The following is a 16861-nucleotide window of genomic DNA, read 5'->3' as shown; positions in this document are numbered from 1 at the left end:
TTGTAGCGGAACCGGCGGCGGCGCGGCACCCGATGATCGGTAAATCGTCGCGCCGAACGTGATCAGCTTAGCCGCCGCGGCCATTGTGTCGACTCCGATACACAGCCGACACGCCGGCAACACGCATGCGGGTTAGCCTCGCCCGGCGCAACACGTCCTTACAACAGCACTTCCCGCCTCCCGGCCGGACGCCTATGCTGAAACCACCCCTGGCAGTGAACAGCCCCATGCACAACACCCCGACAACCCTGACGGATGAAAGCAAAGACGACAAGCGCTGGAGCATCCGCGCGCTGATCGTCGATGATGACGTGCCGATCCGCGAGCTGATGATCGATTACCTCGCCCGCTTCAACATCCACGCCAGCGGCGTCACCGACGGCGCGGCAATGCGCCAGGCGCTGCAGGGTGAACATTTCGACGTCATCGTCCTCGACCTGATGCTCCCCGGCGAAGACGGCCTATCGCTGTGCCGCTGGCTGCGCGCCGAATCGGACATCCCGATCCTGATGCTCACCGCCCGCTGCGAACCCACCGACCGCATCATCGGCCTGGAACTGGGCGCCGACGATTACATGGCCAAACCGTTCGAACCACGCGAACTGGTCGCCCGTATCCAGACCATCCTGCGCCGCGTGCGCGACGACCGCAGCGAACAGCGCGCGAACATTCGCTTCGACAACTGGCGCCTGAACAGCGTCCTGCGCCAGGTGGTCGCCGACAATGGCCTGGTAGTGCCCTTGTCCAACGCCGAATTCCGCCTGCTCTGGGTCTTCATCGAACGCCCGCGCCGCGTGCTCAGCCGCGAACAACTGCTCGACGCCGCTCGCGGTCGCTCGATCGAGGCTTTCGACCGCAGCATCGACCTGCTGGTCTCGCGCCTGCGACAGAAACTCGGTGACGACCCGAAAGCCCCGCAGTTGATCAAGACAGTGCGCGGCGAGGGTTACCTGTTCGACGCGCGGGACATCGGTTGATGAAGGCGCGCTTCGACACTCTGTTCGGTCGCTTGTTTGGAGTGCTGTTTCTGGCGATTGTACTGGCGCACCTGCTGGCTTTCGCCTGGTTCAGGCTCTACGGCCCCCCTCCACCCCCACCGCCGCCCGAGTTCTCAACGAACATCGACGACCAACCGCCGCTGCACAACGCCGCTTACCCACCGAGGCAAACACGCCCATGGTTCGGCGGCCCGGTGGTGCCGCTGACCTTTCAGTTCATCACCCTGATGATTGCCGCATGGTACGGCGCCAAGCTGCTCAGCCGGCCGATCCAGCGCCTGAGCGACGCCGCCGAGCGCCTGAGCGAAGACCTCGACAGCGACCCCCTCGACGAATCCGGCCCGCGCGAAGCCCGGCAAGCGGCGCACACCTTCAACCTCATGCAACGGCGCATCCGCGAACAGGTCCAGCAACGCGCGCGCATGCTCGGCGCCGTCTCCCACGACCTGCGCACGCCACTGTCACGGCTGAAACTGCGCCTGGAAAACATCAGCGACGACAAGCTGCAAAGCCAGATGCGCCAGGATCTGGACGACATGATCGGCATGCTCGACGCCACCCTCACCTATCTGCACGAACAACGCACCAGCGAAGCCTTGCAGTTGCTGGACGTGCAGGCGCTGGTCGAATCGCTGTGCGAAAACGCCCAGGACCAGGGCGCCGATGTACAGGTCAGCGGCCACTGCGCGCCTTTGCCAGTACAACCGATGGCGCTGCGCTCGTGCATCAACAACCTGCTGGACAACGCCCTGCGTTACGCCGGACAGGCGCGGATTGAACTGCTGCAACAGCGTGAGGAATTGCTGATTCGGGTGATTGATCACGGACCGGGGATTGCTGAGGACCAGCGTGAAGCCGTGTTTGAACCGTTCTACCGACTGGAAGGCTCGCGTAACCGCAACTCCGGCGGCGTAGGACTGGGCATGACCATCGCCCGCGAGGCCGCGCAGCGGCTGGGTGGGCGGTTGAATCTGGAAGAAACGCCGGGTGGCGGGCTGACTGCCATTGTCCGCTTGCCACGGGGCTGAGGCTCAGCCGACTTGAAGTGAGAGCGAGGCTGCTCGCGAAAGCGTCTGATGATTCAATGCATCTGTTGAATGCACCAGCCTCTTCGCGAGCAGGCTCGCTCCCACAATGAAACTGAGTGTATTCGGCAGATATTGGTTGGATGTGGAGGCGCTATCGCTGGCAAGCCAGCTCCCACAGGGATCTAGTGGTTTCAGAGAGAGATGGGTTGGCTTTGAGGGCGCTATCGCTAGCAGGCTCACTCCTACAGTTTGATCGAGCGCGTCCAGCAAGAAATGGGTCGGCTGTCAGGCCGCCTTCGCGAGCAGGCTCGCTCCCACAAAATCAAAAGCAAAAGCAAAGCAGCGCAGCTGCCAGCGGCGAAGCCGCCCCACTCAACAATGAGCGCAAGCTCGAGTGCTTTTGATCTTGATCCACCGGCGACGTCGGAAGGCTGAGCGGAGGGATTGATCCGGGCATGGGAGCGCAGCGACCGTCTGGCGCAGCCAGACACAGCGGAAGGAGGTGCAGCGAAGCAAACCGTAGCCGCTGCGCCCGGATCGATCCCGCAGCGAAGGAACCCGAGCCTGCGAGGGCCGAACGCAGGAGCTAGCGTTTTTTGCTTACTTTTTTTGGCGCTTGTAAAAAAGTAAGTCGCCGTCAGGCGAAACCGCCAGCCGCCGCAGCGAAACATTCGGATATTCACACCAGACAAACCCAAGCATGGTCGGCCCAAAGGCCGCCAAGCCCCCCCTAGACCCGAGCCTGACTCTTACTCCAATCCGTCAAAAGACTATAAGCCACCGCCAACAAAGTAGGCCCGATAAACAACCCGATAAAGCCAAACGCAATCAACCCGCCAAACACCCCGAGCAACACAATCACCAACGGCAGATTCCCGCCACGGCTGATCAGATACGGCTTGAGCACATTGTCCACGCCACTGATGATGAACGTCCCCCAGATCCCGAGAAAGATCGCCATCCCGTACTCACCCTTCCACACCAGCCAAGCCGTTGCCGGCACCCACACCAGCGGTGGCCCCATCGGAATCAGACTCAGCATAAACGTGACAATCCCCAGCACCAGCGCCCCAGGGACCCCGGCAATGAAAAAGCCGATCAACGCCAGCACCGCCTGCGCCGCCGCCGTACCAATCACACCGTTAACCACGCGCTGCACCGTGCCCGCCACCAATTCGATGTAATAACCGGCACGATCGCCAATCAAGCGCTGCAACAGACTGTGCACAAACGCCGCCAGTCGTGGCCCGTCACGGTAGAAAAAGAACACGAACACCAGGCTCAGCGTCAGCTCGAGAATCCCGCCGCCGATCTGCGCACTGCGCGCCAGCAGCCAGTTACCGACCTGGCCCAGATACGGCTTGATCGAGACCATCAACGCCGCGCCCTGCTGATCGATGCTGTCCCACATCGCCACCAGCCGCTCACCAACCAATGGCACGCTGCCAAGCCAGGTGGGCGCTTCCGGCAAACCGTCGACCTGCACATCCTTGATGAATGCCGTGGCATCGCGCACATGATCGGCAAGATTGAAGCCCAGCCACACCAGCGGCGCCGCCACCAGCAACATCCAGCCCAGTGTCAGGATCAACGCGGCCAGCGATTCGCGGCCATTGAGCGCACGGGTCAGCAAACGCATCAGCGGCCAACTGGCGAACGCCAGCACCGCGCCCCAGAACAGCGCCGACCAGAACGGCGCCATCACCCACAGGCTGGCACCAAACAACACCAGCAGCAGAATCTGCACCAGCAGGCGATCGTTATTGAGCATGGAAAGTCCCGGCAAAGTCAGTCAGCGAAAGAGTAGGCGAACACTGCGTGCGTGCTCCCCCGGCACAGCTTATCGCAACAGGTCGATGCGCAGGCCAGAGCCTTCGAGATTGCCGGTTTCCATCCGGGCCGCCCGCACACCCTGAGTCATCAACGCCTGGCGCCAGGCTTCGGCCTTGGGCCCGGAAACCGTGACCCGCAAGGTCGTGTCGAGATTCAGGCCACGGGAAATCAGGCGCAGCCAGGTAGCATCCGGCTCATCGACCAGTTTCGGCAAATCCAGCTCGCCGGTGCTTTTCAGCTGGCGCAGCAGGGTCGCCGAGGTCGGCAGCAGTTCGCCCAACGGCGCAGTCGCCTCGAACTGCTCGACATGCAGATAGGCTTTACGATTGCCTCGAGTGATGCTGTAGAGCGCCACCAGCGTGTTGTCCTTTGGCGCCGCCAGCCTGAGCAACAGATAAGCCTGCTGCTCGTCAGCGCCATACAGCTTGGCGTTGCCGAACACCTCGTTGGCCCACAGGCTGCTTTCGCCGCAGTCACGGGCCTGGCACCAGAACAGCAACTCGGCATCCTGCTGTTGCAGGGCTTCGCGGGCGGCGGTGAAGGCTTCGGTGGCGGAATGTTCCGGCGGCAACTCGTAGGTCACCGAGGTGGTCTGGCCGCGGGCGGTGACCTGGCCGTCATAACGCAACTGGCCGCTGATCTTGCGGATCGAACCCAGCGGGTAGATGCGCTCCAGCTCGGCGGCCGGGCGATAGTCGACAATCTGAGCATCGGCCAGACGCGGCACGATTTGCAGATCCTGGCTGCCCGGCACATCGGCAGCGAAGGACAAGGAGCTGAAGCAGCACAGCGCGAATAGACTGAGTGGCCGCATAGTCAGGCTCACCGGACGGTCATGGCTGGGCGGGTCGGGGTCGCAGCGGTATAGAAATCCATCGAGTTTGTCTCCTGTTTCAACCCGCCCAGCCTCGGCAGTTGCCGGTAGCAAGTCAAGGCATGGCGAAGAAGCGATTGAAACAGTCTGCTACAAGACCTGCGCCAGCCTCGTCATTCAGGTGCAGATGATGCCCGCCCGGCAACTGTTCGTGGCTGAAGGGTAGACGCTTCAGCAACTCCGGATGCCTGGCCAGCATGCCATCCGCCGCGACCACCAGATGGGCCGGGCAACCGACGCGCGAGGCAAACGCCATTGCCTGTTCTTCCGTCAGGCGCAGCGGCGATGGCAGGGTCAGGCGATTGTCGGTGCGCCAGGTGTAACCGCCGGGCACCGGCATCAAACCGCGCTGGGCCAACAGTTCGGCGGCCTCGCGACTGACTGCCACCAGGCCTTTCATTCGCGCTTCGATGGCACGCTCAAGGGTGGTATAGACCGGTTTGCGCTTTTCCCGCAGATCAAGTTGCGCCTGTAGGGCCATGCCCATGCGCTCTGCGGCGTTTTCGCCTTTGTCTGTCGGAGGAATCACTCCATCGATCAGGGCCAGATGGCTGATGCGCTCGGGCAGCGAACCGGCCAGCACCATCGAGACAATCGCGCCCATTGAATGCCCGAGCAGGCCGAAACGCTTCCAGCCCAATTGCTCGGCGACTTGCAGCACATCATGGGCGTAGTCCCACAGGGCATAACCGGCGCCGTTCGGGCGATGCGCGGAATGACCGTGGCCGGCCATGTCCAGCGCGACGATACGCAAACCGTGGAGCTTGGGCGCCAGTCGGGCAAAGCTGTTGGCGTTGTCGAGCCAGCCGTGCAACGCGATCACCGGCACGCCGTCCTCGGGACCGAACAAGTGCGCGGCCAACTCGATGTGCGGCAGATTCAGGCGCACTTCTTCGCAGGTCGGGCTCATGCGCAATCCTTGTTCTGGCGCTGCTCCCAGCGGGTGAACAGGCTCTTGAGCAGGCGCGCCGTATCTTGCGGGCGCTCAAGCGGGAACATGTGCCCGCCAGGCATGCTCAGCGCCTCCCCTTGGGGCAGGCGCGAGACGAAACGTGTGTGATGGCGCATGACCACGCGGCTCTTGTGCCCGCGCACCATGGCCAGTGGCACCTGCAACTGGCGGGTGCGCCCCGGACTGGTGTGCGGCACGCCGCGATAAATGCTGATTTCCGTGGCTGGGTCGAAACGCAGACGCAGCTTGTCGTCGACCTGATGCAAACCGTGTTGCAGGTAGGCATCGAAGCATTCCGGATCGAAGCCGCGAAACAGGGTCTTGCCGGAAAAGTAACTGCGTGCACTGTCGAGATCGGCGAATTCTTCACGGCGCCCGAGGGTGCGCCCGGCCGGGGTCAGCCGGTCGATGAAACCAAAGCGCTTGGCCGCGCGAATCACCCACTGATCGGTGCGGGTCAGCACCGGTGAGTCGAGCATGACCACGCCGCGATACAGCTCGGGACAGCGCAACGCCGCGTGCAAGTGCAGCAGACCGCCAAAGGAGTGGCCGACGCCCCATACCGGCTGTTCCTGCTGCTCCAGGTGATGGATCAGTTCATCGACCAGGTTGTACCAGTTGTCGTCCGCCGGAAAACGTGGGTCATGGGCGTGCTGCTCCAGATGCACGACCCGATACTCCGGCGCCAGCGCCGCGAACAACTTGCCATAGGTCCCCGAAGGGAAGCCGTTGGCGTGGGCGAAAAAGATCGGTTGCGACATGCGGGCAAATCCATGAGCGGGAATCGTGGCGTTGATTGTCCGCAAGAGCCGGCGTCGCAGCAATGACTGTAAGTGCCAGGAATGATGACAGTCCGGTCAGGGTGATGTGTATCAGCGAGACCGCTGCCCCCTCACCCCAGCCCTCTCCCCCAAGGGGGCGAGGGGGAAAGGGAGCAGATCGGGGGAGTGTCCGGGACCTGAGCTCGACTCGAACTATCAGGTCGACGAGGATCGCGAAAACCACACGGTAGGCCCCCTCTCCCTCTGGGAGAGGGCTGGGGTGAGGGCTCGTCCTGACGGAACCCGATAAATGTCAACGCAGCGGCGGCTGTTCCCCCAGCGGCACCACCGCCATGGTCAGGCGCGACACGCAACTGGCCTTGCCTTCATCGCTGGTCAAACGGATGTCCCAGACATGCGTGGTGCGGCCGATATGGATCGGCGTGGCAACCGCCGTCACCCGCCCACTGCGCAACCCGCGCAAATGGTTGGCGTTGATCTCCAGGCCCACGCAGTAGAACTTGCTGGCATCGATGCACAGATAACTGGCCATCGAACCCACGGTTTCCGCCAGCACCACCGAGGCGCCGCCATGCAGCAGACCGTAAGGCTGATGGGTGCGATGGTCGATGACCATGCTCGCGGTCAGCGACTGTTCGTCGAAGGCTTCGAAGCGAATATCCAGCACTTCGCCAATGGTGTTCTTCTGGATTGCGTTCAACTGTTCGATGTCGGGAGTAGTACGCCACAAGCTCATCGCAGACTTCCTTTGTTGTTGTAATCGATGCTCAATCCTGCCACAGCACCGCCTCGCTGCGCGCGCTCCATTCTTCGAAGCGTGCGCCGTAGCGGTCTTCGATGACGTTGCGTTTGATTTTCAGAGTCGGGGTGAGGAAGCCGTTATCCACCGCCCAGTTGTCCTTGACCACCACCAGCCGGCGCAGGCGTTCGTGCTTGTCGAGGGCGGCGTTGACCTCCTCCAGCAGCTTTTCCAGGCTCGCGTGCAGACTGGCACGAGGCTCTTGCTGATTGACCGTCGACAGAACGCACAACCCCAGCGGTGCACTCAGGCCATCGCCGACCACGCACACCTGTTCGATGCGTGAATGCACGGCCAGACGGTTTTCGATCGGCGCCGGCGCGACGTATTTGCCCTTGCTGGTCTTGAAGATTTCCTTGAGTCGCCCGGTCAGGCGCAGGCGCCCTTCGCTGTCCTGTTCACCCTTGTCGCCGGTGCGCAGAAAGCCGTCTGCGGTGAGGGTCTCAGCGGTTTTCTGCGGTTCCTTGAAATAGCCGAGCATGTTGGCCTGGCTGCGCACCTGCACTTCGCCGGACTCATCGATGCGCACCTCGACTTCCGGGCACGGCTGGCCGATCCAGCCCTGTTTGTATCGCCCCGGCAGGCAGATATGCGAATAGCCGCAGCCCTCGGTCATGCCGTACACCTCCAGCACCTCGAGGCCGAGTTTCTGATACCAGGCGAGCAAGGTCTGCGGTACCGGCGCAGCGCCGGACAATGCCACGCGCAAGGCATCCAGGCCGAGCCCGGCCAGCACTTTGTGCCCGACGCGCTTGCCGATGAAGGGCAGCCCGAGGAGAAAATCCAGGCGCTGCGCCGGGATCTTGCTGTACACGCCCATCTGGAATTTGGTCCAGATACGCGGCACGCCGAACATAGCGGTCGGCCGCGCGCGCTGCAGATCAGTGATGAAGGTGTCGAGGCTTTCAGCGAAGAACACCGTCTGCCCGGTGTAGATCGACGCCAGTTCGACAAACATGCGCTCGGCGACGTGGCACAGCGGTAGATACGACAGCAGCCGATCATTCTCATTGAGCCCGAACAGCTGCGTGCCACGACTGGTGGCGAAACCGAGATTGGCGAAACTGTGCATCACGCCTTTGGGCAGGCCGGTGGTGCCGGAGGTGTAGATGATCGTCGCCAGTTGTTCGGCGGCGGGGCGTGGATCGTCCTGGATTGGCGAACAGCTCTGCAGGTCCGCCCAGCTGTAATCGAACTCGCCTGGCGGATTCAGCGGCAGGCTGATGGTCGGCAGGCCCGCCGGCACGCCCTGCGACATGCCTGCCCAGTCATCCAGTTTGCCGATGAACGCCAGCGCACTTTCCGAATGAGTCAGCACCTGCGCCACGGATTCGGCGGTGAGATTGGGGTACAGCGGCACGGACACATGCCCGGCCATCCAGATCGCCAGGTCGGCGATGATCCAGTGCGCGCAGTTTTTCGAGATCAGCGCGATGTGGCTGCCGGGCGGTAACTCCCGCGCGCGCAACCAGTGCGCCGCACAGCGGGCCTGATGGCCGACATCGGCCCACGTCAGCGTCTCGACCTGCCCGCCACCGATCGGCTGCACCAGAAAGCGCTGGCGCGGGTGCCGGGCTTCCCGTTCGTAGAACACGTCCAGCGGCAAACGGAAGGCGGCAGACATGCGACTCGCTCCTGTTTTTTTGGTCTGGAGCAAGCGTAGTCAACCAAGCAAGTGCTTGGTTGGAATTTTCAAACAAATAATTTCATGGGTTGGCAGAAATCAATGTGGGAGCGAGCCTGCTCGCGAATGCAGTATGTCAGCCCCAAAAAGGGTGAATGACACGCCGCCTTCGCGAGCAGGCTCGCTCCCACAGGGATATGGCGTTAAGGGTGCTTGAGGCTATTGAGCTTCATCGAGCCAATCAGCAGTTCACTGTGCTCAAGCTCGGCCAGCCCCGCCGTACTCACCCGCTCCGGCGGATGTCCGGCGCCGTGCTGCAGATAGCTGAGCAGATTGCCCACCAACGGGTTGTGGCTGACCAGCAGCACGTTGCTCACCGCGACCAATTGCTCGGCGACCTTGTCCGGATCGCTCTCCGGCGTCAGCCACTCGACCGTACGGATCTCCGGCTCGAACCCCAGCGCCTCGCGCACGATCTGCGCGGTCTGCTGCGCGCGCAGATAAGGGCTGGCGTAAATCGCCGTCAGCGGCTGGCCCATCAGATGCGCCGCGCTGCTCAGGACTTCTTTACGACCATGCTCGGTCAGCTCGCGCTCGGAATCGATTTTCGAACCGTGAGGCACCGCCTCACCGTGACGCAATACCCACAGTTTCATAGTTTGGGCTCCTCATCGCGCACCGGGTGCGCGGCCGGGGCGACGGTGTGCGGCGCTTCTCCTTCCGGGGTGCGCGGCGCCGGCCAGTCGGCGAACGGCCAAGGCTTCTGGTCACTGTGGAACGTGCCGAAGCGGCCGATCTGCGCGAGGAACTGGCTGAGGCTGTCGCCAAAATTCATCAGGCTGGCGCTCGGTGCGCCGTAGATCAGGCGGTAGATCAGTTGCACCAATACCACCGCGCCGAGGATGAACTGCGCGACTTGCCAGACCAGCAGATAAACGATCATCCACAACACCCGCAGGAGAATGGATTCGTACTGGGTTTCGCTTTTCGGATCGTTCATGGCTTGCTTCCTGTCCGTGTGAATCAGTTGAAACCGCTGGTGGAAATAAAGTCGACGTCGGTTTTCGGCTCGGCACGCATCAGTAGACCGATCACCTGCTCCAGCGTGCGTCCCTCGAACAGGATCGCGTGCAGCCCGGCGACCAGCGGCATGTACACGCCGACTTCCTGGGACTTGGCCTTGAGCACTTTGAGGGTGTTGACCCCTTCGGCGACCTCGCCAAGACGCGACACCGCTTCGTCGAGGCTCAAGCCCTGACCGAGGGCGAAGCCGACCTGGTAGTTGCGGCTCTTGGGTGACGAACAGGTGACGATCAGATCGCCGACCCCGGCCAGACCAAGGAAGGTCATCGGGTTGGCGCCTTGATTCACCGCAAAGCGGGTCATCTCGGCCAAGGCGCGAGTGATCAGCATGCTCTTGGTGTTCTCGCCCATTTCCAATGCCACCGCCATGCCGGCGATGATCGCGTAAACGTTTTTCAACGCGCCGCCCAGCTCGACACCGAAACGGTCGGCGCTGGCGTAGACGCGGAAGGTGCGCCCGTGCAGAGCGGCTTGCACCGCTTTGCACAGTTCTTCGTCTTCACTGGCGACCACCGTGGCGGTCAGCGCGTGCTCGGCGATTTCCCGCGCCAGGTTCGGCCCGGACAACACACCGATACGCGCCTGCGGGGCGATCTCTTCGAGGATCTGGCTCATCAGTTTGAAGGTCTGCGCTTCGATGCCTTTGGTCAGGCTGACCAGCATCTTGCCGCTCAAGCGTTCGGCGTGGGCGGCGAGCACTGTGCGCAAGGCGCTGGACGGCAGCGCGACGAAGCACAGATCACAGGCCTCGAGGGTGGCTTGCAGGTCGGTGACGGCGGTCACGCTCGGCAGAATCTTGATGCCTTTGAGGTAACGCGGGTTTTCACGATTGACCCGGATGGCCTCGGCCTGCTTGGGGTCACGCATCCACTGAAGGACTTGATGGCCGTTCTCGGCCAGCAGATTGGCCACGGCGGTACCAAAACTTCCGCCTCCCAGGACCGCAATCGGGCGCTGTTCAGTCATATGCAATCCGTTAATCCATACCAGTGGCGATGCCGGGCATTATACGGCGCGACCCGGTCGCGGCCAGCCCCAGCAACAATTACCGACATTTGTAGGAAGAAGACCAATAAAACCTAGGAAAATGCCTGCAACGTCACTGGAAAAGTCGCCGCCCTCGGTTAACATGCGCGCCAATTCCTCTCTCTGCAGGCTGTGTCGTGTTTTCTGGCCCTCCTCCCCCGCGCTCGCCGCTGCTACTGGCGCTGCTGTTCAGCCCGCTGGTGCTGGCGGACGACCTGTTCGTCGACAGCCAGACGCTGCCGCAGGTACTCACAGCCACGCGGCTGAAACAGACGCCAGCGGAAGTGCCCGGGAGCATGACCGTTCTCGACAGCGAATTGATCAGCGCCAGCGGTGCCCGCGACATCAGCGAGCTATTGCGACTGGTGCCGGGGATGATGGTTGGCAGCATCAACGGCAATCAGCCGGCGGTGAATTACCACGGCACCAACGCCAGCGAAGCACGGCGCATGCAGGTGTTGATCGATGGCCGCTCGGTGTATCGCGCAGGCCTGGCGACGGTGGACTGGAGTGATATCCCGGTAGCGATGGAAGACATCGAGCGGATCGAGGTGTTTCGTGGCCCGAACACCGTCAGCTACGGCGCCAACGCGTTGATGGCGGTGATCAACATCATCACTCGCCACCCGGCCGACAGCCACGGCACGCGTTTGAAGATCACTCGCGGCCAGCGTGGCATCAACGACTTTTATGCCAGCCAGGGCACCGGTTGGGATGGCGGCGATCTGCGCCTGTCGCTGTCCGGCCAGGAAGACGACGGTTTCGACAGCGACCGCAACGGCGCCGATTATCGCGACAGTCGACGCTTGAATCGTCTGAGCCTGGCGGTCAGCCACGACCTCAATGAAGGGCAAAGCCTCGACTGGCAGCTCAACGCCAAGGACGGCAGCAATCAGCGACCTTATACCTACCGCCCGGTGTTCTCGGGGATTACCGACGCCGGGAACAATTCCGACGTGGTGGCCAAGGATTACGCCGGTTCGGTACGCTGGAACCTCGATATCAATCCCGAACATAGCCTTTATGTGCAAGGTTCGGCGCAGCACTGGGATCGCCAGCAAGTCTGGCGCGCCTGCGATGCCGAGGTGTCGTTCAGCCCTGAACTGACGCAGCTGTGGCAGCTCAACCCGAATTACACCGAACGGCTGGCGCGCAACATCAACCAGTTCACCGGCCCCGGCGCGGCACCCGGCACGCCGCAGGAAATGGCGCTGGCCAATCAAGTGCTCGAACAATGGCGCAACGGCGCCAGCCAGACCTTGTGCGGCGATATCGACCAGAGCGCCCGCGAATCGCGCTACGACCTCGAACTGCAGGACACCCTCAGCCTGTCCGACAGCCTGCGCCTGGTCAGCGGCCTCAACTACCGCTACGACCGTGCCGATTCCGAGACCTATTTCAACGGCACCCTCGACGACACCACCTGGCGCGCTTTCGGCCAACTGGAATGGCGCGCCACCGAGCACTGGCTGGTGCAGGGCGGCGCGATGTTCGAAGACACGCAACTGATCGGCAGCTCGCTGACCCCGCGCTTCGCGGTCAACTACCTGATCAACCCGCGTCATGGCCTGCGCGCGGTGTACTCGGAGGCGATCCGTTCGCCGGACATGTTCGAGAACAACGTCAACTGGAGCTATCAGGTCAGCAACCTGCGACCCTCGGCTTACGGCCAATCGTCGGCGCGTTATTTCGTCAAGACCCGTGGCCCCGGCGATCTCGATCAGGAGCACATGCGTTCTCGCGAATTGGGCTACAACGGTTATTTCGCCGAACTCGGTCTGGCCGTGGACGTGAAGCTGTTCTACGACGAAATCACCGGGATGATCAGTGAACCGCTGCGCAACAACCAGTACATCGCCAGCAACGCCAACAGCTCGCGCTTTCGCGGCAGCGAAACGCAACTCGACTGGCGCCTCAGCAACGCCGACCGTTTGCGCTTCACTTATGCCTTCGTCGATGCCGAGGCGAGCAATCCGCTGGACCAGCAGTTGACCTCGCGCAACAGCGGTTCCGCCGGTTGGCTGCGCAATTGGGGCCAGGGCTGGAACAGCGCCCTCTTCTATTACGGTGACAACGCGCTCAACGGCTATCGCTTCGAACGCGTCGACACGCGCATCGCCAAACGCATCGCCATTGGCAAAGCTCAGCTGCAATTGGCCGGCGTGCTGCAACAGCGCCTCGACCATCAGCCGAACACCTTCGTCGACAATAATTACGATGAACGCCGGGTGATGTATTTCAGTGCCGAGCTGGAGTTCTAGGATGCGCACCGGCCCGTCACGGAAGACGCCCACCCTGGGCCACTGGCTGGCCGGGCTCTGCCTGTTCATGACCGCGTGGCTGCACGGCGTCGCGGTGCAAGCGGCGGATATTCTGTTGACCGGCGCCGAGGAAAGCCCCGGCGTGCAGGCCTTCGTGCAAGCGCTGAGTGAACTGCGCCCGACCGACAATGTGCGGTTCCAGCCGCTGGCCAGTTTGCCGGCTCCGGGCAAACTGCCGGCCAGTCTGCGCTTGATCCTGCTCGATCTGCCCAGCCTCGACTGGCGTCTGCAAGACTCACAAGGCCCGTCGACGCTGGTGTTGCGCATCAGCCGCTTGCAGGCGCGCCAGCGTTTCGCCGATGCCCAACCGGCGCGCCTGAGCCTGCTCTGGAGCGACCCGCCGCTGAGCCGGCAACTGCAACTGATCCGGCGAATCCTGCCGCAAGCCCGGCGCGTCGGCGTGCTGTTCGATGAGCACGGCGAGTTCCTCCTCGACGAATTGCGCGTGGCTGCGCGGCCATTGAATCTGCAGATTGTCAGCCAGCGCTGGGACAACATTCACGACAGCCGTCCGCTGCAAGCGGTGCTGAAAAGCAGCGACGTCTTGCTCGGCCTCGATGACCCCGACCTGTACAACTCGCAGACGGCAAAAAACCTCTTGCTCAGCAGCTACTCGCGGCAGGTTGCGCTGATCGGCCCCAACATTGCATTCGTTCGCGCTGGCAGCCTTGCCAGTACCTACAGCGACCAGAGCGACTGGCTGGCGATTCTCGACCATTTGCTCGATCAGCCCACCAGCGCCTGGCCGCGAACGCTTTACCCCGCTCGTTTCAAAGTCTCAAGTAATGCGCAGGTGGCTCGTTCCCTAGGCATCGAACCGCTGAATGAAGCATCTGTCGCCAGTGCCTTGGCCGAAGGAGAGCGCCGCCCATGAGTTTTCGTCGCCGTTGGGACATCAACACCCGCACGCAGCTGATCAGCCTCGGGCCGGCGCTGCTGCTGACGTTGCTGTTGATCAGCTTCTTCACCTTCGTGCGTATCCAGGATTTGCGTCAGGAGCTGAACCACACCGGCCAGTTGATCGCCAATCAACTGGCCCCGGCCACGGAATACGGGGTTATCTCCGGCAACAACGAAGTGCTGGAAAGCCTGCTCAAGGCAACCCTGGCCACGCCCAACGTGCGTTTTCTCGAAGTGCAGGACAGCGCCAACCGGATTCTGGTGTATGTCGAACAACCGGCTGATAGCCACAGCCGCCCGCATCAGGTCGAAGTGTTCCAGGCGCCGGTGCGTTTGCAGCGGATCGCCTTGCACAATGATTTTTTCCAGGACGGCAAGGTCAGCAACAGCGCCGCCGGCGAGGATTATCTGGGGCGAGTGATCGTCGGGCTGTCCAACGATGCTTTCAGTCAGCGCCAGCAGGAGATCCTGTTCAAGGCCGGGATTCTCGCGCTGTTCGCCCTGCTCTTCACTTTTGTCGTCGCCCGTCGTTTGGCCGGCAGTCTTTCGCAACCGATCCGCGATATCGGCGATGCGGTCAAGGCGATTCAGGAAGGCGACTACAAAACCCCGCTGCCGATTGTCGATGACACTGAACTGGGTGCGCTGTCGCAGCACATCAACAACCTTGCTCAGGCGCTGGAGCAGGCCAGTCGCGAACAGCAGCAGGCGATGGCGCAACTGATCCAGACCCGCGAAGAGGCGGAAAAGGCCAACAACGCCAAATCGGATTTCCTGGCGATGATGAGCCATGAGCTGCGCACGCCCATGAACGGTGTGCTGGGCATGTTGCAATTGCTCGAAACCACCGAGATGACCGAGGAGCAGGTCGAATACGCCGCGCTCGCTTCGGAGTCCACCGAGCATTTGCTCAAGGTCATCAACGACATTCTCGACTTCTCGCGAATCGAACGTTCGGAGCTGGAGCTTGAGCATATCCCGTTCAATCTCGCCGAGCTGATCGGCGCCTGCGCGCAGTCGTTCCAGCACAGCGCGGTGCAGCGCGGCCTGGCGCTGAATCTGCGCATCCCCGACGACATGCGCGGCTTGCAGGTGCAGGGCGATCCGACGCGGATCCGGCAGATTCTGGTCAATCTGGTCGGCAATGCCTTGAAGTTCACCGAGCAGGGCCGGGTCAGCATCGAGGCGCAATGGCAGTCGCTGGATCACGAACTGCTGTGGTTCACCTGCTCGGTGCGTGACAGCGGCATCGGTATTTCTTCTGAGAGTCTGGAGCTGATGTTCAACGCCTTCCAGCAGGCCGACAGTTCGATCTCCCGTCGTTACGGTGGCACCGGCCTTGGTCTGCCGATCGCGCGGACTTTGGCCGAACGTATGGGCGGCACCTTGCGCGCGCAGAGTGAGGAAGGACGCGGTTCGGTATTCACTCTGGAAATTCCATTGGCGCTATATAAGCAGGCAATGCCAGCGCTGGCCGCGCCGCGCACCCTGAACGGCAGTGGTCAGGGCGAGGGACGCCATGTGTTGCTGGTCGAAGACAATCCGGTCAACCAGACCGTGATCGAGGCAATGCTGCGCAGCCTGGGCTTCGCGGTCAGCGTGGCGACCGATGGCGCACAAGCGGTGCGCAGTGCCGAGGGTGGCGAGTTCGAAGTGATTCTGATGGATTGCCGGCTGCCGATCATCGACGGCTACGAGGCCACGCGACAGATCCGCGACCTGCCCGGACGCCGCGATGTGCCGATCATCGCGCTGACCGCCAACGCCTTGCAGGGCGATCGCGAAACGTGTCTGGCAGCGGGGATGAACGATTACCTGGCCAAGCCGTTCAAACGCAATGACCTGCAGCAGATTTTGCAGCGCTGGGTGTCGTAGTGTGGGCCTTTCGACCATCTGCGACTGGCGTGAAAAGCGAAAGTGCGGCAGTCTTAGGCACCCGAACGAGCCCCAAAAGGGGCTTGATTAAAAATTTCAGTGCACAAGTGTACATTCATGTCCTTGGTGCTGTGACTTTCACCACAACGCAATAGTCTATGAGTAGGCTGCCGGTTCGAGGCATGAACGCCTTGAACGGTCGGGAAGATCTGCCCCACCTGCCGCATGGGATTATTGAGGAGCTCGCATGACCAAACAAAACGCCTTTACTCGGGAAGACCTGCTGCGCTGCAGTCGCGGTGAGCTGTTCGGCCCAGGTAACGCGCAACTGCCCGCCCCGAACATGCTGATGGTGGATCGCATCACCCATATCAGCGAAGAAGGCGGCAAGTACGGCAAAGGTGAATTGGTCGCCGAGCTGGATATCAACCCTGACCTGTGGTTCTTCGCCTGCCATTTCGAAGGCGATCCGGTAATGCCGGGCTGCCTGGGTCTGGATGCCATGTGGCAACTGGTCGGTTTCTTCCTGGGCTGGCAAGGCCTGCCGGGCCGCGGCCGTGCGCTGGGTTCGGGCGAAGTGAAATTCTTCGGTCAGGTGCTGCCGACCGCGAAGAAAGTCACCTATAACATTCATATCAAACGCGTCCTCAAGGGCAAGCTGAACATGGCCATCGCCGATGGTTCGGTCAGTGTCGACGGACGCGAAATCTACACCGCCGAAGGCCTGCGCGTCGGCGTGTTCACCTCCACTGACAACTTCTAAGGG

15 protein-coding genes are annotated in these 16861 nt (G+C 62.1%); 6 read left to right on the top strand and 9 right to left on the bottom strand.

Translation table 11 applies throughout. The features are described 5' to 3' along the window. Window positions 1-227: 227 nt before the first annotated feature. Window positions 228-977 carry a response regulator gene (locus ND528_RS13385; protein WP_263470604.1) on the top strand — a complete coding sequence of 250 codons (750 nt, stop codon included), beginning with the start codon at window positions 228-230 and terminating at the stop codon, window positions 975-977. Continuing rightward, on the top strand, window positions 977-2026 hold the full coding sequence (locus tag ND528_RS13380; RefSeq protein ID WP_212616910.1) for a sensor histidine kinase: 1050 nt from the start codon (window positions 977-979) through the stop codon (window positions 2024-2026). The genes ND528_RS13385 and ND528_RS13380 overlap by 1 nt, the downstream gene beginning before the upstream one ends. 730 nt (window positions 2027-2756) lie before the next feature. Here the strand turns inward: ND528_RS13380 and ND528_RS13375 are convergent. The 9 genes from ND528_RS13375 to ND528_RS13335 all read right to left on the bottom strand — a co-directional run bounded on the left by ND528_RS13375 (window position 2757) and on the right by ND528_RS13335 (window position 10939). Further along, a complete protein-coding gene (locus tag ND528_RS13375) occupies window positions 2757-3797 on the bottom strand; it encodes an AI-2E family transporter (RefSeq protein WP_016773659.1) in 1041 nt (346 codons plus the stop codon). Window positions 3798-3866: 69 nt separating this feature from the next. Next, on the bottom strand, window positions 3867-4673 hold the full coding sequence (locus tag ND528_RS13370; RefSeq protein ID WP_263470502.1) for a DUF4892 domain-containing protein: 807 nt from the start codon (window positions 4671-4673) through the stop codon (window positions 3867-3869). 115 nt (window positions 4674-4788) lie between these two features. Beyond that, a complete protein-coding gene (locus tag ND528_RS13365) occupies window positions 4789-5643 on the bottom strand; it encodes an alpha/beta hydrolase (protein ID WP_263470501.1) in 855 nt (284 codons plus the stop codon). Continuing rightward, complete coding sequence (locus tag ND528_RS13360; RefSeq protein ID WP_263470500.1) at window positions 5640-6446, bottom strand: alpha/beta fold hydrolase; 807 nt, start codon at window positions 6444-6446, stop codon at window positions 5640-5642. Before ND528_RS13360 ends, ND528_RS13365 begins: the two co-directional genes overlap by 4 nt. 313 nt (window positions 6447-6759) lie before the next feature. Further along, on the bottom strand, window positions 6760-7203 hold the full coding sequence (locus ND528_RS13355) for a hotdog fold thioesterase (protein WP_016773655.1): 444 nt from the start codon (window positions 7201-7203) through the stop codon (window positions 6760-6762). A 31-nt stretch (window positions 7204-7234) separates the two neighbouring features. Beyond that, window positions 7235-8890, bottom strand: a complete 1656-nt coding sequence (locus tag ND528_RS13350) for an AMP-binding protein (RefSeq protein WP_263470499.1) — start codon at window positions 8888-8890, stop codon at window positions 7235-7237. A 203-nt stretch (window positions 8891-9093) separates the two neighbouring features. After that, complete coding sequence (sixA, locus tag ND528_RS13345) at window positions 9094-9546, bottom strand: phosphohistidine phosphatase SixA (RefSeq protein WP_263470498.1); 453 nt, start codon at window positions 9544-9546, stop codon at window positions 9094-9096. Continuing rightward, on the bottom strand, window positions 9543-9890 hold the full coding sequence (locus tag ND528_RS13340) for a DUF4389 domain-containing protein (protein WP_016773653.1): 348 nt from the start codon (window positions 9888-9890) through the stop codon (window positions 9543-9545). Before ND528_RS13340 ends, sixA begins: the two co-directional genes overlap by 4 nt. A 23-nt stretch (window positions 9891-9913) precedes the next feature. Beyond that, complete coding sequence (locus tag ND528_RS13335; protein ID WP_263470497.1) at window positions 9914-10939, bottom strand: NAD(P)H-dependent glycerol-3-phosphate dehydrogenase; 1026 nt, start codon at window positions 10937-10939, stop codon at window positions 9914-9916. Window positions 10940-11136: 197 nt separating this feature from the next. Here ND528_RS13335 and ND528_RS13330 point away from each other — a divergent pair, with 197 nt between their 5' ends. The 4 genes from ND528_RS13330 to fabA all read left to right on the top strand — a co-directional run bounded on the left by ND528_RS13330 (window position 11137) and on the right by fabA (window position 16858). After that, window positions 11137-13260 (top strand): TonB-dependent receptor plug domain-containing protein, encoded by a 2124-nt coding sequence (locus tag ND528_RS13330; RefSeq protein WP_263470496.1) that lies wholly within the window; start codon window positions 11137-11139, stop codon window positions 13258-13260. Between the two features lies 1 nt (window position 13261). Beyond that, window positions 13262-14194 carry an ABC transporter substrate-binding protein gene (locus tag ND528_RS13325; protein ID WP_137213915.1) on the top strand — a complete coding sequence of 311 codons (933 nt, stop codon included), beginning with the start codon at window positions 13262-13264 and terminating at the stop codon, window positions 14192-14194. Further along, entirely contained in the window at window positions 14191-16095 is a 1905-nt protein-coding gene (locus ND528_RS13320; RefSeq protein ID WP_016773649.1) for an ATP-binding protein, read from the top strand. The genes ND528_RS13325 and ND528_RS13320 overlap by 4 nt, the downstream gene beginning before the upstream one ends. A 247-nt stretch (window positions 16096-16342) precedes the next feature. Continuing rightward, a complete protein-coding gene (fabA, locus tag ND528_RS13315; protein ID WP_024013962.1) occupies window positions 16343-16858 on the top strand; it encodes a 3-hydroxyacyl-[acyl-carrier-protein] dehydratase FabA in 516 nt (171 codons plus the stop codon). Window positions 16859-16861 lie beyond the last annotated feature (3 nt).

Source organism: Pseudomonas mercuritolerans (genome assembly GCF_025706525.1).
GTDB lineage: Bacteria > Pseudomonadota > Gammaproteobacteria > Pseudomonadales > Pseudomonadaceae > Aquipseudomonas > Aquipseudomonas mercuritolerans.
Note: the sequence above shows the minus strand (reverse complement) of the source record. Positions and strands in the feature narration are given on the sequence as shown.

Bases quoted from the DNA above. Each gene is read 5' to 3' on its own strand.
- ND528_RS13385 (WP_263470604.1), top strand. From the start codon at position 228: ATGCACAACACCCCGACAACCCTGACGGATGAAAGCAAAGACGACAAG.
- ND528_RS13380 (WP_212616910.1), top strand. From the start codon at position 977: ATGAAGGCGCGCTTCGACACTCTGTTCGGTCGCTTGTTTGGAGTGCTG.
- ND528_RS13375 (WP_016773659.1), bottom strand. From the start codon at position 3,797: ATGCTCAATAACGATCGCCTGCTGGTGCAGATTCTGCTGCTGGTGTTG.
- ND528_RS13370 (WP_263470502.1), bottom strand. From the start codon at position 4,673: ATGCGGCCACTCAGTCTATTCGCGCTGTGCTGCTTCAGCTCCTTGTCC.
- ND528_RS13365 (WP_263470501.1), bottom strand. From the start codon at position 5,643: ATGAGCCCGACCTGCGAAGAAGTGCGCCTGAATCTGCCGCACATCGAG.
- ND528_RS13360 (WP_263470500.1), bottom strand. From the start codon at position 6,446: ATGTCGCAACCGATCTTTTTCGCCCACGCCAACGGCTTCCCTTCGGGG.
- ND528_RS13355 (WP_016773655.1), bottom strand. From the start codon at position 7,203: ATGAGCTTGTGGCGTACTACTCCCGACATCGAACAGTTGAACGCAATC.
- ND528_RS13350 (WP_263470499.1), bottom strand. From the start codon at position 8,890: ATGTCTGCCGCCTTCCGTTTGCCGCTGGACGTGTTCTACGAACGGGAA.
- sixA (WP_263470498.1), bottom strand. From the start codon at position 9,546: ATGAAACTGTGGGTATTGCGTCACGGTGAGGCGGTGCCTCACGGTTCG.
- ND528_RS13340 (WP_016773653.1), bottom strand. From the start codon at position 9,890: ATGAACGATCCGAAAAGCGAAACCCAGTACGAATCCATTCTCCTGCGG.
- ND528_RS13335 (WP_263470497.1), bottom strand. From the start codon at position 10,939: ATGACTGAACAGCGCCCGATTGCGGTCCTGGGAGGCGGAAGTTTTGGT.
- ND528_RS13325 (WP_137213915.1), top strand. From the start codon at position 13,262: ATGCGCACCGGCCCGTCACGGAAGACGCCCACCCTGGGCCACTGGCTG.
- ND528_RS13320 (WP_016773649.1), top strand. From the start codon at position 14,191: ATGAGTTTTCGTCGCCGTTGGGACATCAACACCCGCACGCAGCTGATC.
- fabA (WP_024013962.1), top strand. From the start codon at position 16,343: ATGACCAAACAAAACGCCTTTACTCGGGAAGACCTGCTGCGCTGCAGT.